The sequence below is a fragment of the Shewanella canadensis genome (assembly GCF_003966225.1).
Taxonomy (GTDB): domain Bacteria; phylum Pseudomonadota; class Gammaproteobacteria; order Enterobacterales; family Shewanellaceae; genus Shewanella; species Shewanella canadensis.
In genome coordinates, this window is sequence record NZ_RXNU01000004.1 from 289082 (window position 1) to 304999 (window position 15918).

Consider the following 15918-nt stretch of genomic DNA (forward strand, 5'->3'; position numbering starts at 1 on the left):
TATGAAATCAGACTCTGTTAAGCTTGGATACAAATAATTACATTAGAGTCGGCAGCGCGATGAAGAACACCTGGATTACTGCACTCATCTTGAGTGCTGTTGCATTATCAGGTTGTGACAAAGATGTCTCATTTCAACTGGATGCGGTTTCAGAGTCTGAGTTTAGCTCTCAAGACAGTGATGACGTTTTATTTACCTGTTATCTGCGAGTATACGCCACTAACCATCTGGAATACGGCGTTAAGGTTGGACCTCAAATCACGGTGTTTACCGATTCCGGCGCCCATCGATTTCGTATTGATTCCTGGGGTGACGACTGGGAGTACCTGATCGCCAATGACGAGGGGGAAGGTGAGGGGAACAGGCAACGCTTGTACTTTCGCGAGGAAAATGAACATCCTATGAGCTGCGCTAAGCTTGCCCAAGCTATCGACAAGAAAGCCTTTACACTCGAACTCAACCGTTGTGAGAAGGTAGACCAATCACCTGCCAGCTGTAACGTCGCCCTCGAAGTGGCCAGTGATGGGGTCGAACTCCACAATGCCCAAGAGAGATCACAGCAGGCGCATCAGGGGAGTACGAACTCACCAGTTCGATCATAAACACGACTTTCTTCCTGAGCGAACTGAAGCCAAAGTCGTAATCCTCAAAACCAATATTCAGTCTGTTTCACACGCTTACTTACGGTCTTCCCCCTTGCTTTCGTCTGTTGCTCGTTAATGCGAGCGGTAAATAACTATTCATCTTCCTAAGTGCAAGGTTCTCCCTTTTAAAGAGATGCGGCAAGGTATAGATGTTAATTTTGTCGATAATATTTGTCATCTCATTAACAAATCCATTGACATTGTATCCATTAAAAGTGCATAAATATTGTCTGGTGTAGTCGAGTTTCGTGAAATTGCAACACGGAAACTATTTATCTAAAGCAGTCTTCAGAACTGATGGGATAAAGAGCGCGATGCCAGAGACCTTATAATAAAAATGGAAGCAGTATGATGAACACAAGATTTCAACCAGATGGATTAGCGCTGGCCATCGCCTTAGCTTTAACAAGCTCAAACCTTTACGCGGAAACATCCGAAGTAACACAAATCGATGCGAACGTAGAAAAAATGTCCGTACTTGGAAGCCGGGTATCGAGCCGTACGGCGACTGAGTCAGCTGTTCCCGTCGATATTATCAGTGCCGAAAGCCTAAGCCGTGGTGGCTTTACCGAATTGGGTCAGAGCCTGCAGGCGAGTGTTCCCTCATTTAACTTCAGCCGAACTCAAGTCTCAGACGGCTCCGATCTGTTTCGCCCGGCAACGCTGCGCGGACTCCAGCCCGACCAAACTTTAGTGCTGATTAACGGTAAGCGTCGTCATAACCAAGCTATTTTCGGCCTCAATGGCACCGTTGGCGCAGGCGCTGCGGGTACTGACATGAATGCTATCCCGCTTATTGCCCTGAAAGATGTGCAAGTACTGCGTGATGGCGCCGCGGCGCAATATGGCTCAGACGCCATCGCCGGAGTGATTAACTTATCACTCAAAGACATCACAGGTGAGACTTCCGGTTACCTGCAAGGTGGCACGACGGGTGAAGGGGATGGTGACAACTATTCTATAGGACTCAATACCGGATTCGATCTCGGTGATGATGGCGGCTTTATCAATTTGTCATTCGAGTATCGCGATGCCGACGGGACTAACCGTGCCCAGCCCGATATTGGCGGTTCATCCACCATAGCACCGGGGACCCTGTCCGATGATGTTCGTTGGGGACAAGGTAACGCCGCTTCCGAGTTTGAATCGGTTTTTTATAATGCCATGATGCCGGTGGGCGATGTCGAACTCTACTCTTTTGGCGGCTACTCTAACCGTACGGCGCTGGGTAATGGCTTCTGGCGTAACTTCGATGAAGCGGCTAAAAACATAGCTCAGGTGTATCCGGATGGCTTCCTGCCGCGTATCTATAATGAAGCACAGGATATCTCAGTCGCCGCGGGCGTACGCGGCGATATCAACGATGATTGGCAGTTCGATGTCTCGGGTGTTTATGGTCAAAATCGTTATGACTTCGATTCCAGAGATAGCATCAACGCTTCTTATGCGGCCGAGTATCTATACAACAACTCTGGCGCTACTGATGAAGATATCGCGGCCAACTCCGGGCCTACATCGGGTTATTCCGGTGGTTTTCGTTTCGACCAGACCACATTTAATGCCGATGTCTCAGGCTTTGTCGAGATAGGTCGCGATGCCCCGCTCTATGTTGCGTTTGGCACCGAATACCGCACCGAAAACTATGAAATTGTTGCCGGTGAATTGGCATCATATTCCTGCGGTATCTCTAATGCCGATAGCGCCTTTCCGTCGGTCATGGATCCGGATGTCTATGCAGGGTGTGGATTTCAGGCATACCCAGGCTTGAGGCCCGATGCCGCAGGTCAGGCCGACCGTAACAGTTATGCCTTCTATCTGGATCTCGAAACCCAGTTAACTGATACCTGGTCTCTGGGCACGGCGGCTCGATTCGAGGAGTTCTCCGATGCGGGCAGCGATCTGGTGTGGAAAGTCTCATCCCGCTATGAAGTGACCGATGACTTTGCCCTTCGCGGCGCGGTGTCTACCGGCTTCAGGGCGCCATCCTTGCAGCAAAGTGCCTACACGGCCTACACCACCAACTTAGGTCCGGGTGGTGTGTTGTCTGACTCATTTACAGCCACCGCAGGCTCAGATTTCCCGTCGGCCTTAGGGGTCGACAACTTAGAGCTTGAAACCTCCGAAAACCTAAGTCTGGGCTTCGTCTTCAATGCGACCGAGGAGATCTCGGTGACCTTAGATGCGTACAAGGTCAAGATTAAAGACAGGATCACCTTGGGCAGCCTGCTCTCGGCCGATGACGTGGCCTTTAGCCCTGACGCGGTGGCGGCACTGAATGCGACAGGCGCCGATCAAGCTAACTACTTCTCAAACTCGGTCAACTCGACGACGCAAGGGCTCGATCTGATTGTGACCTATCAAGCCTCCCTGTTTGAGGGCGATTTCAATGCCACGCTGGCAGGGAACCTTAATGAAACAGAGATCGATAGTGTGAATACGGCAGACGGGATCCCGGAGGATGTGGCGCTGGACGATCTTCAGCGTAGCTTCTTAACCGATGGACAGCCGAAACAGCGTGCGACCTTAACCTTCGATTACAGCAAAAATGATTGGCGCGGTATGCTTAGAGCCAACTACTTCGGTGAAACCAACGTCACTTACTTCGGTAACGACCATATCGGTCTGCCCGATGAGTTATCGCCAACGGGCTCGTTCCTGCCAACCAGCGTAGTGGAAGCCGCCGTGCTGGTGGATATAAATCTGGAATACCAGTTCACCGAATCCTTGAGCGTCTCAGCGGGCATCAATAACATCTTCGATGTCACCCCAGATGAGCTGGGGGCGAATGAATCGCTCGATTTCATTACCAATCAGGCCTTTCAGTACCCGGTGCGCGCACTGCCTTACGGTTTCGATGGCACGACCTACACGGCAAAAGTTAACTTTAGCTTCTAGGTTACTTACTGGAGGTTAACTTAAGGGGGGGAACCCCCGTCGTGATAAAAGCCATCGAGGAGACTCGATGGCTTTTTGCTTTGAATTGTTTCGAACAGAGATTGGGCGTTACAAGCTAATACCTTTGTTGCTCAATGTTGTGTTTATCGTTCTTTCCTTAGTGGTTTTCTGAAGGAGCATACAGTTAGCCTAGTTATTTCAGGTTAATGATTATTTTAATTGTTTTCTTATCAGCGCGTTAGCTAGTCTGCATAACCGCCCGCTTTAGGGGGTGAATCACAGCTTGGAAATGGTTCCAAAATGACAATTCGTTAACATATTTGCATTAAGGATTATTTGAAATACCAGTTTAGTGATTGAAAACACGAAACATACCGTACGGTTAATTTACTATGTGGGCCGTTATTTGCTGGTCACTTAGGGTCGCATATCTTAAATCCAGCTTATTATTTTCCTGACGGCGATTAACCTCGTTGGGCAGCCAGAGAGTCTATTAGAGAAAAATGGATATTTTCAAACTCATTACACCTATATCGTACTGGGTATTAGCTACTTTATGGGTGGTTATTATCGGTATTTATCTGCTAAAACTCAGACAGTTAAAAGCTGTTGATGGGGCTGTAAGCAGAACGGTTACGGTTCTCCTTATCATCCTTGCCATTGATGCCTTCAGGACCATCGTTGAAAGTGTCTATTTCGGATTGTATTTCAACTCGCTGTACGGACTGATACCTAAGAGTATTGCCGATCTGCTATCACAACCCGCTTTGCTCATTATTCCGAAGCTAATCAACATTTTTGCTGGCGTTCTAGTCATCTTGCTTCTCATCAAGCGCTGGGTACCAAGAGATATTCATGAGCGTAAAGAAGCATTGCTCGCTCTTCATGTAGCAAAAAGCGCATCAGTCAATAACGAAAATTTGTTTAATTCTATTTTTAATGGCGTTACCGATAGTTGTATCTTTGCCGATTCAGAACGGAAAATTATATCAATAAATCAAGGTTTTGAATCAATGCTTGGCTATGGTGTTGATGAGCTGGCGGGGAAAACAGCATCAATAATTTATGAGAGTGATGAAGAGTATGAGCGACAAGGTCGTATTCATTTCAATCTGGCAGCGAAAGAGAAAGTCACGCCTTATGAAGCGAACTATCGGCACAAGGACGGCAGTATCATTGTAGGTGAAACCAGTAGGATTGTTATTAGAACTCTTGATGACCAAATTTTGGGCTACGTTGGGTTTATCCGGGATGTCACAGAGCGCAACAAAGCTGCGACGGCATTACAGGAAAGTACGGCGATGCTCTCCCATCATGTTCAGAATACCCCGCTTGGGTGCATCTCATGGGATAGCAATTTAAATTGTATCGAGTGGAACAAATCAGCCGAGAAGATATTCGGATACTCCCCTGACGAAGTTATTGGTCATTCTCTATTAGATATATTGGTGCCTGAAGAAATTAGAGATGATATCAATAAGATCGATAAGGCATTGTTTAAAGAGATGAAATGCACCAGAAGTTCAAATGAAAACATTACAAAAGATGGCAGGACCATCATTTGTGAATGGTATAGCACCCCGATCGTGGGTGTGAACGGTGAAGTCATCGGTGTGACATCACTGATTCTAGATATTACCGAGAGCAAGCAAGCAGAACTAAAGCTAAAACATGCCGCCAGCGTATTTACCCACACAAACCAAGGCATCACCATCACGGACACCTCAGGAGTCATCATCGAAGTTAATGATGCTTTTAGCGCTATTACAGGCTACGCGCGCGATGAGGTGATAGGGCTGAATCCGCGGGTCCTTCAATCCGGACGGCATTCGCCTGAGTTCTATAAAGAGATGTGGGACACTCTTCAAGCGGATGGACATTGGACTGGTGAGATTTGGAACAAGCGTAAGAATGACGAGATCTATCCAGAGATGCTTACTATCAGCGCGGTACTCGATGCTACCGGCAAGGTGCAAAACTACGTCGCCCTATTCAACGACATCACAGCGATTAAAGATCATCAGGAACAGCTGGAACGCATTGCTCATTATGATACGTTAACCAACTTGCCAAACCGCACACTATTGGCTGATCGTCTAACGCAATCCATGGTGCAAGTCCGGCGACGGAAGTCATCCTTAGCGGTCGTTTTTCTTGATTTAGATAAATTCAAAGATGTGAATGACGCTTACGGTCACGACGTCGGTGATAAATTGTTAATTGTTATCTCACGTCGCCTGAAGGAGGCTTTACGCGATATCGATACGCTGGCACGAATAGGTGGTGATGAGTTTGTCGCCGTGCTGATGGATATCGAAAAGGGTGAGGATTGTGAACCTGTATTGGAAAGGCTGTTAGAGGCTGCCTCTGGCTCAGTGACTGTGGAGGGAATTATGCTGAAAGTCTCTGCCAGTATGGGGGTCGCCATTTACCCACAAGATGGCATAGATGCAGACCAACTCCTGCGTCATGCAGACCAAGCCATGTATGTAGCAAAGCATGAGGGTAAGAACTGCTATCACTTGTTTGACACTGCACAAAATATTGCGATGCAGATTCGGCATGATGATTTGCAGAGTATGCGCAAGGCTTTGGATCAAAGTGAATTTGTGCTGTATTACCAGCCCAAGGTCAATATGAGGACGGGAGCAATTATTGGTGCTGAAGCCTTAATTCGATGGCTCTCCCCTGAGCGTGGTTTAGTTGGACCTAACGAGTTTTTACCTGCAATTGAGAATCATGTTATTAGCATTGAGGTCGGCGAGTGGGTCATTGACACCGCACTGGGTCAAATCGCGGCATGGCAAGCGCTGGGGTTGGATATTCCTGTCAGTGTTAACGTTAGCGCACTTCAACTACAACATGATGGCTTTGTCACTCGCTTGGCAGCACTACTGGCAGCACACCCGGAGGTTGCTCCGAGCTCTTTGGAAATAGAAGTACTTGAAACGAGTTTGATAGACGATGTAATGCAGGTCTCGGCAACCATGCTCGCCTGTATTGAACTGGGGGTGACCTTTGCTTTAGATGACTTTGGTACGGGCTACTCTTCACTGACTTATCTAAGACGATTGCCGGCGAGTTTGATTAAGATAGACCAAACCTTTGTGCTCGATATGCTGACGACACCAGATGATCTGGCGATTGTTGAGGGGGTTGTGAACTTGGCTAAGTCATTCAAACATAAAGTGTGTGCGGAGGGGGTCGAGACCATCGCGCATGGCACTGCACTATTACAAACGGGCTGTGAATTAGCGCAAGGCTATGGCATTGCGAGACCCATGATGGCTAAGGACATTCCAGAGTGGTCGGTTAACTGGAAGCCAGATGATGCATGGCGAGAGTTTAGTCCTCATGTGTGATGAAAGAAGCTGAAAATTAGCCACCCATGTTAGTTGGCTGTGACTAACCGCAAGAGCGTGCGACCTTAACCTTCGATTACAGCAAGAATGATTGGCGCAGTATGCTAAGGGCCAACTACTTCGGTGAAACCAACGTGACTTACTTCGGTAACGACCATATCGGCCTTCCCGATGAGTTATCGCCAACGGGCTCGTTCCTGCCGACCAGCGTAGTGGAAGCCGCCGTGCTGGTGGATATCAATCTGGAATACCAGTTTACCGAATCCTTGAGCGTCTCTGCGGGCATCAATAACATCTTCGATGTCACCCCAGATGAGCTGGGGGCGAATGAATCGCTCGATTTCATCACCAATCAGGTCTTTCAGTACCCGGTACGTGCACTGCCTTACGGCTTCGACGGCACGACATACACGGCAAAAGTTAACTTTAGTTTCTAGATTCAGCTAAGGGGGTGACCCCTGTCTAGATAAAAGCCATCGAGGAGACTCGATGGCTTTTTTTGAATGGTTCAATGCTGATTAAGTGAGTTGTAATTAATCGCTTCCGTTATGTTCCTACTACCGTCACTCCCCAATGCTTTTTATCTTTGTTATTCCCGCGGTGTTTTGGGCGGGAATCCAGTGAAGACCACCCCAAGTTTCAATAATTTTCGGTCCAAAAATGCTGTAGAAATTATCATCTATGTTGAAGAAAGTGATCTTGTTGGCAAATTGTTAAAATGGTCGGTGATTAAAGTTGTTGTTGCTTGAAATATAACCATTTTTAGGTAGTGTAACTTGTTGCTGGGAAAGTAAACAGGTCTGAATGACGGAACCTATGACTCGAACTGGTTTCTGTGGCTACTTATCAAGTCGTATCATAATAATTAAAAAGGAATTTTAATGAAAAAGCTCTATTCAATTCTGTTCTGTATCTTGTTGTCCAATACATGCTTTGCAGATGATGGCAATATCAACAATAATACTAAAGAAGATATCAAAAACAGCACCAAAACCAGCTTCAATAAAACCCATACCTTAGGGATAGGATTCGGTATGCTTTCAGGAACGATGGAGGTTGATTACGTTCCAGGAGATCCCGATAGTGATAGTATTAGCTTTTCAGAAGAGTATTTTTATCAATTTCACATCGATAACAACTGGGCTGTAGCCGTTGGATATCAGGAAACATCTTCAGGATTTTGCATTATCTGTACTCCGTTAAACGGAGGCTCTGAAGCACGTTATGTCGATATAACCAGAGTAGATAATATTTACATCACAGCACAATATACCTACCCGATATCTCAGCGCTGGGCCATATATACCAAGGTTGGATTCAACCGTTATGATCTGGATTATGAGGATGGCAGGTATACAGACATTATTCCGCCATCCAGAGACGATATTGGTGTAGATTTAGCCGCTGGATTAGGCATTAAATTCCAAGCATTTAATGGTTTTGGGATTGGGTTGGATTATAAGTACTTAGGTGCAGATAAAGTGCAGACTAAAGTAGGTGTTCTAACCATTAGTTATTCGTTTTAACAAGGCGTTTTTGTAGGCCTTCATTACCAAGAGGTTTATGGCACAGACAATAGATCTGTGTTTTTGTGTGGCAGCCTAACTATGTTCACTGCACAACAATAGCTAATACACTTAAGCCCCCCAACACTGTTTATTGGCACTTAACCAGGCCAGATACTGCACAGAATGTCACTGCAGAGCTTTATCTGGCCTAAATTCATTTTAGCCGCGTAGACCCCCTCTACTTCATAGTTATACTAATTGCTATTGGCCTCTCCTTGACTCTGTTATATATTGATCGGGTGTATCAAAAACGAACCCAATTAATGTCAAAGTAGCAATAAATACAGAAGTATAGAGAGGTCCTATGAGCAAGTTCGAATTCGCCCCCATGCCCGACAATCAAGGCTTTTTTGGTGAGTATGGCGGGCAGATTATTCCGCCTGAGCTAAAGAGTGCGATGGATGCGATTAATCAAGCCTACGAAGAGATTCGACAGACTCAAGGCTTCCAGGATGAGCTGATGCAGCTGTTCCAGGACTATGTGGGCCGTCCAAGCCCCATCTATCATGCCAAACGCTTAAGCGATAAACTCGGCGGCGCGCAGATCTATCTCAAGCGTGAAGACCTTAATCACACCGGCGCCCACAAGATCAATCACTGCCTGGGTGAAGCACTGCTCGCCAAATACATGAACAAGAAGAAGGTGATTGCCGAAACCGGCGCCGGCCAACATGGTGTCGCCCTCGCCACAGCCTGCGCCCTTGTGGGGATCCCCTGTGAAATTCATATGGGTCAGGTCGATATAGAAAAAGAGCACCCTAATGTCACTAAGATGAAAATCTTAGGCTGTAAGCTGGTACCAGTCACTCAAGGTACAGCCACCTTAAAAGATGCTGTCGACAGCGCCTTTGTGGAATACCTGAAGAATCCGAAAGATTATCTCTATGCCATCGGCTCTGTGGTGGGTCCTCATCCTTTCCCTAAGATGGTACGCGACTTCCAAAGCATTATCGGTCGTGAGGCCAGAGAGCAGTTCCAACAAAAATTCAATAAACTTCCCGATATCATCACCGCCTGTGTGGGGGGCGGCTCGAACGCCATCGGCCTGTTCACCGCATTTTTGGATGACAGCGAGGTGAAAATTGTCGGCGTCGAACCTGCCGGCAAAGGGCTGGATACCACAGAGCATTCGGCTACCCTCACTTTGGGCACGCCGGGCGCCATTCATGGCTTTAAATGCTACGTATTGCAAGATGAAGCGGGTGAGCCACTGCCGGTTCACTCGATTGCCTCTGGCTTAGATTACCCGGGAGTCGGCCCCCAGCACTGTTATCTCAAAGATATTGAGCGTGCAGAGTATGATTCAGTCACCGATGAAGAGTGCTTAGATGCCTTTATGACACTGTCGCGGGTCGAGGGGATTATTCCGGCTCTGGAGAGTGCCCACGCCGTGGCTTGGGCGATGCGAGAAGCCGCCAAGCTACCAAAAGAGACGCAAATCTTAGTCAACCTGTCTGGCCGGGGTGATAAAGACGCCGACTATGTAGCCGACAAGCTTGGTCTTTAACTGCAGGCTTTTTCAATAAGATCTGACTACTGGATTTGTAACATTAGCTAAAGGGATGAAGTGTTCACTTCGTCCCTTTCTGTTTTCTACTCATCTCATAGTAATAACAGCCCGAAGACACCGAAAATGTTTCCTCTTAAACATGTTGCATAGCCTGTGTTTTATACTCTATAGGGGCTAGCCAAGATGTCGAGTAATAAAATCGACACAGAGCTTAATTTTGGGGATTTTATACTTTGCTTGTTGATACAAGAGGAAAAAATTTAAGTTTGGGTTTTGGCGTAGCAACCAACTTAAACTCCCCGTTGGAAAGTTGCTTAGCTACCACACGTTCCTGTGGAGCATTTCCTGCCCGAATCGCGATATCTATGGATTCTTTACCTAAGTTGATTAGATCATCGGAGAAATCCATATCTAAAATCATAGAGGGGCATTCTTGCCGGAATTTTGGTTTGCTGATGAATACAGATAGGCTGGTTTGGGATACTTTCTTCATGATAGATAGCCTCCCGCGTTGAGTCGATGGCCCGACAAGGACTGCTCAAAAGTCAGCTAAGAGATATTCAGCGGTTCGATTCAAATAAAGTCGATTCAAATACAGTCGGTTCAAATAAAGTCGATTCAAATACAGTCGGTTCAAATAAAAAAGCCGTCGGCATTTTTGATGTTCGATGGCTTTCTGTTTTTAGTTAAAATCCAGAAGTTAACAACTCGTTCTCTTTCACATAAATCATGATGAGTCGACGAGTCGTCACGCCGGAATCGAGGAACGAGATATCCGTGATCCAGCAGGTCAAAAGAGCCTTAGATTCCGTATAAGTTCGTCCCTCACTTTACGAAAACCGAGCAGATGTTTACCGCCATTATGTCAAAACACTATCTCATAAAAGGCATACTCGTTTGCGCTTAAGGAGTGAAGAAGCAAACAACACTCAAGTGTGCCACGGGTTAAAGGCGCAAAGTGCCGAGCCTGCCCAGATCTGCTAATCCATCTCTGGGCTCGCTCTAGCAAAACACCTGCCGAGATCAACATCCAAGTGCACTATTACTGCTAACTCATATTGCTAGCTTATTTCTAATCCTCATACTTGATTTGTTGATGCGGTGTTGAGTCTGGGGGAAATTAGTGGGCGAAGAACAAGTAATCGGAACAGGGAGCGGATCAAGGAGCAGATCAAGCAGTAGGTGAAGTAGTTAGTTTGAAACATCAGCTAAAAAACTTAGTTAGAATCTATGGCTAAAGTAAATCCCAAACTGGTCTAGCTGGGTTTCATTCAGCTCAAAATGGGTCCATTTTAGCTGCACTTCCGAAGTTCTAGTGACTTGATAATTGAGCTCTATCCCACCATAGGGGGATATACCGCTTTGTTGTCCCGAATCTACAGAGCCTAGTGTAGAGCGTGACTGTTCCCAGTTAAACGCACCGGCATGAATAAGCGTCGTAAAATTAGGTGACAGTACTATTCTCTTGCCGACCTTAGTGCCCCACCCAAGATATTGATAGGATTCATCGATTAAGCGATTGATGTAGCTGGCCTCCTCACCAAAGAAAGCGTTAGCCATCAATGACGATTGCGCTCCCCCAAGCTCAACCCCTTCAAATGCCACTTTCCAGTTTGAACCTTGTTCACTGCCTGTAAACGCGGAGTTATTAAATAAAAAGCTACTGGCTAAAGAGTTGCGAAGCGCTGATTCACTAAAGAAAGAGTCATTAATCAATGAATTCACATAGCGGCTAATGTCTATTTCTGTGTGACGAGTAAAGAGTGCCGGCTCGCTGTGAGTGGTAGAGGAAGCATAAGCCTCGGAATAATCGCTCACTGCATAAGCCTGAGAATCTATGGCCGCCAAATGAAGCATCGAATCATCTGCCTCGGCTTGATTGCTCAGAGTAAATAGCGCGCAGAATAAGGTTAACCATAGGGGGTAAAGCTTACAGGTTTGCAACTTGACTCTAACAGGCGCGTATTTCTGCTCTTGCGCTATCTCATTGGGCAACACTGGGATAGTTGAACTAAAAGAATCATTAGTGTGGATAAGACTCATATACTTCCTCTCATAAAACTTGACGTGTTCAGCCAAAATATTAGGTATGAAGCGCAAGTCAGAACTACACTTTCAACACTTAAATTCAGGCATAAATGCGCCATAACACCAGGCAGCTTTGTGTTTCAAACCCTTATGAAACGATTGTTTTTAGCGGTCGAAAAAGCGTCGGTATGTTTTGAAGTATTTAGGTCTGGGAGAAAAAATATTCAAATTAGTATTATAGGTATTTGAATTGACGACTCGACTAAATTTGACAAGATTATACCAGTTGTACGTTTTTTGTACAGTTCGGGGAGTAATTAAATTTAAGGACTGTTGCGCACTGAGGGTTCGTCAACGAGTTTATCGGGGAGTTTTTCCCCATTTATGCGGTGCTAGGAGCCTAGATATTTCATCGTGATGCTGTGTCGTTATTTCTGGCTGCTTAACGAAACCCCTGTGTTTTTGATACCTTAAACCGTAACTAAAATGCCCCTCTTTTGCTTCCTGTCATGAGATTTTTATGGGAGCCTGCTTTCGAGGTATGCTTTATTGTTAGCCATAGACCTGAACCTAGATTGAATAAAAATCGAGCGCAAATTGTTTTTGGAGGGGCAGTGAAAGGTGTTCGCTATATGTATAGGTAATACAATGTTGCCAGTGAAAATCTAACTGGAGTCAATGAGCCACTCATTGTTAGTGGGCAAGTTTTTGAATTGGAGATTGTAGGTGAAAGGTTCGAATTGGATGTTTCAGAAAGCGGGAGTGCTTACACCATCAATTCGGGGAGAGGGATATTTTGAATTAATAGCTTATTGAAGCCTGATAACCAAGCCCACATTGTTAACGCGCTAAAGGCCCTTAATTAACCATTTACGTAATTAACCCAAGACTATTGCCTAAAAAACACCGATAATCCCCCCATTAGTAGGCATGCCCGCCGATTTACAGTGCACGACTCTGGACAATATTCAATGGAAATCAAAGTTAATTTTCTCGACAATCTTAGACTGGAAGCGAAGTTTGATGATTTTACCGTCACCGCAGATCAGCCTATTCGCTACAAAGGCGATGGCTCTGCTCCCAGCCCTTTTGATTATTTCTTAGCATCATCAGCGCTTTGTGCGGCCTACTTTATCAAGGTGTACTGCAAGGCGCGTGATATTCCTACGGAAAACATCAGACTGTCACAAAACAACATTGTTGACCCGGAAGATCGTTACAACCAAATTTTCCAAATTCAGGTAGAGCTGCCTGATGATATTTCAGAGAAAGATAGAGTCGGCATTTTACGTTCGATAGAACGCTGCACCGTTAAGAAGGTGGTACAGACAGGCCCTGAATTTAAGATTGAAACGGTTGAAAACCTCGAATCAGATGCCAATGCCATGTTGATGGGACAACCCGATGGCGATGTCAGTACCTACATCTTGGGTAAAGATCTGCCGCTTGAGCAAACCATCTCCAACATGACGGGTATGTTAGCCGATCTCGGTATGAAGATAGAGATATCTTCGTGGCGCAACATTGTCCCTAATGTGTGGTCGTTACATATTCGCGATGCGGCATCACCTTCGTGTTTTACCAATGGTAAAGGTGCCACTAAAGAAAGTGCGCTTTGCTCGGCACTCGGTGAGTTTATCGAACGCTTAAACTGCAACTTTTTCTATAACGATCAATTTTTCGGTGAAGAGATTGCCAACAGTGAATTTGTTCATTACCCCAATGAAAAGTGGTTTGAGTTAGAAGACGACGATGCATTGCCGGCGGGGATCTTAGATGAGCATTGTTTAGACATTTACAACCCAGATGGTGAGTTGGCGGGTTCTAATCTTATCGATACCAACTCAGGCATGGTTGAACGTGGTATCTGTACTATTCCGTATGTTCGCCATAGTGATGGTGAAACGGTGCATTTTCCGTCTAACTTAATCGAAAACCTGTTCCTGAGTAATGGTATGAGCGCGGGTAACAACCTGCAAGAAGCCAAGGTGCAGTGTTTATCAGAAATTTTTGAGCGCGCCGTTAAAAGACAAATTATTGAACAAGAAATTGTCTTGCCTGATGTACCTATGCAAGTGTTAGAAAAGTATCCGAGTATCCTGGCTGGTATTCAAGGCTTGGAAGTACAAGGCTTCCCAGTTGTCGTTAAAGACGCGTCCCTTGGTGGTCAATTCCCGGTTATGTGTGTCACGCTGATGAACCCAAGAACGGGTGGGGTATTTGCCTCTTTTGGTGCGCATCCAAGCTTTGAAGTGGCGCTAGAGCGCAGCTTAACCGAGCTATTACAGGGTCGAAGCTTCGAAGGTTTAAACGACGTACCTAAACCTACTTTCGACAGCATGACGGTGACTGAGCCTGAAAACTTTGTCGAGCACTTTATCGATTCTACCGGTGTTATCTCTTGGCGTTTCTTCAGTAGCAATCATGACTATGATTTTTGCGAATGGGATTTCTCCGGCACTAACGCAGAAGAATCTGAAAGCTTATTTGGCATATTAGCCGATATTGGCAAAGAGGCTTACATTGCCGAGTTTGATCAGCTCGGTGCCTCGGTGTGCCGTATTTTGGTACCTGATTACTCAGAAGTGTACCCGGTTGAAGATCTGATTTGGGATAACACCAATAAATCGCTCGATTATCGTGAAGATATCCTGAATCTTCATTCACTTAATGATGACGAGTTAGCAGGTTTGGTAGAGCGTTTAGAAGAGAGCCAATTAGATAACCAAACTGATATTCCAACATTGATTGGTATCGTATTTGATGAAAATACCCCATGGGGTCAGTTGACGATTATTGAGCTTAAGATACTTATCTATCTTGCATCGGGCGAGCTTGAAAATGCCATTGAGCTTGTGGGTGAGTTCCTGCAGTACAATGACAATACAGTTGAACGTGGCTTGTTCTATCAGGCAGTCAATGCGGTGTTAGAAGTCACCTTAGATGAAGAGTTAGAACTTGAGCACTTTATTCATAATTTCGAAAGAATGTTTGGTAAAGAGACCATGGATAACGTGGTTGGCTCAGTGACCGGTGAGGTGAAGTTCTTCGGGCTGACTCAAACCAGCATGAAGCTTGAGGGCATAGAGCCACACCTGAGACTTATTGAAAGTTACAAGAAATTGCATCAAGCTCGTAAAGCCAAAGCGGTGAGTTAATCTCAGCAATTTGCATTCAATTTGTATTCAATTTGTATTAGTTTGATACAGATAACAAGCCCGTCAATTGATGGGCTTTTTATTAGCCCCATTTTATACCCCTTAACGACCAAAGTCTGGATATGCAGTAAAGTAGCCCAGTGTTTGTGACGATAATTTGAGCATTGAACGCCAGTAATAAACAGGATATGTTGTTAATTGATAACGAGGGCTATAGTTATCACTAGACCTACAGCTCGTGAAGCATGGTAGTTAGGTGCCATAGCAAGGAGGCTACATGCCAAAGAAAACTGTCGTTGGTGAATTCGAAGGTAATAAATTTGTACTGGAAAATACTTGGCTAAGCGGTGCTAAGCTCTTTCATGGAGGTGAGTTAGTGGCATCAAACAGTGAGCAGTTTGCTTTAGATAAGAACAAGGCAATTATGAGTGCAAAGGTTATGATTGGCGAGGTTGAGAGGTTAGTTGAGGTTTTTGCATATGCAATATTTACAGTGAAGCTACAAATTAGAATCGACGGTAAAAAAATTGCCGGTGACAAACTCTAAATACTCAACTTCTACAGCAAGCGTTAAGAGGTTATTCGGTTTTAAACTGAAGATGCTTCAAATAAAAAGCCATCGGCATTTTTGATGCTCGATGGCTTGTTCTCAAATCGTATTCAAGCACAACTGTCCTGACACAGAGGAGTCTGGCGCGTACTCAACAACGCGGGGATCTGCTACACTGGTTTTGATTATTTTTTAACTTAAGA

At 45.4% G+C, this 15918-nt stretch carries 9 protein-coding genes and 1 pseudogene; 8 read left to right on the forward strand and 2 right to left on the reverse strand.

Going from position 1 to position 15918, the window contains the following annotated elements; translation table 11 throughout:
- Positions 1–59 precede the first annotated feature (59 nt).
- From EKG38_RS09740 to trpB, 6 genes and pseudogenes are all read left to right on the forward strand, one after another.
- Positions 60–602 carry a hypothetical protein gene (locus EKG38_RS09740; RefSeq protein ID WP_126520063.1) on the forward strand — a complete coding sequence of 181 codons (543 nt, stop codon included), beginning with the start codon at positions 60–62 and terminating at the stop codon, positions 600–602.
- A gap of 390 nt (positions 603–992) precedes the next feature.
- A complete protein-coding gene (locus tag EKG38_RS09745) occupies positions 993–3539 on the forward strand; it encodes a TonB-dependent receptor plug domain-containing protein (RefSeq protein WP_439332650.1) in 2547 nt (848 codons plus the stop codon).
- 503 nt (positions 3540–4042) lie between these two features.
- On the forward strand, positions 4043–6901 hold the full coding sequence (locus EKG38_RS09750) for a sensor domain-containing protein (RefSeq protein ID WP_126520064.1): 2859 nt from the start codon (positions 4043–4045) through the stop codon (positions 6899–6901).
- 47 nt (positions 6902–6948) lie between these two features.
- A pseudogene (locus tag EKG38_RS09755) lies at positions 6949–7338 on the forward strand (TonB-dependent receptor plug domain-containing protein); the annotation flags it as partial.
- Between the two features lie 444 nt (positions 7339–7782).
- Positions 7783–8427, forward strand: a complete 645-nt coding sequence (locus EKG38_RS09760; protein WP_126520065.1) for an outer membrane beta-barrel protein — start codon at positions 7783–7785, stop codon at positions 8425–8427.
- 346 nt (positions 8428–8773) lie between these two features.
- Positions 8774–9976: a tryptophan synthase subunit beta gene (gene trpB / locus EKG38_RS09765; RefSeq protein WP_126520066.1), complete on the forward strand. Its 1203-nt coding sequence runs from the start codon at positions 8774–8776 to the stop codon at positions 9974–9976.
- Between the two features lie 229 nt (positions 9977–10205).
- On the opposite strand, the gene EKG38_RS09770 is transcribed toward trpB, so the two are convergent.
- Positions 10206–10472: a type 2 periplasmic-binding domain-containing protein gene (locus EKG38_RS09770; RefSeq protein WP_126520067.1), complete on the reverse strand. Its 267-nt coding sequence runs from the start codon at positions 10470–10472 to the stop codon at positions 10206–10208.
- A 728-nt stretch (positions 10473–11200) separates the two neighbouring features.
- A complete protein-coding gene (locus tag EKG38_RS09775) occupies positions 11201–12022 on the reverse strand; it encodes a hypothetical protein (protein WP_126520068.1) in 822 nt (273 codons plus the stop codon).
- A gap of 956 nt (positions 12023–12978) precedes the next feature.
- On the opposite strand from EKG38_RS09775, the gene EKG38_RS09780 reads away from it, so the two are divergent.
- Positions 12979–15165, forward strand: a complete 2187-nt coding sequence (locus tag EKG38_RS09780; RefSeq protein WP_126520069.1) for an OsmC domain/YcaO domain-containing protein — start codon at positions 12979–12981, stop codon at positions 15163–15165.
- Positions 15166–15442: 277 nt separating this feature from the next.
- On the forward strand, positions 15443–15712 hold the full coding sequence (locus tag EKG38_RS09785) for a hypothetical protein (protein ID WP_126520070.1): 270 nt from the start codon (positions 15443–15445) through the stop codon (positions 15710–15712).
- The last annotated feature ends 206 nt before the right edge of the window (positions 15713–15918 follow it).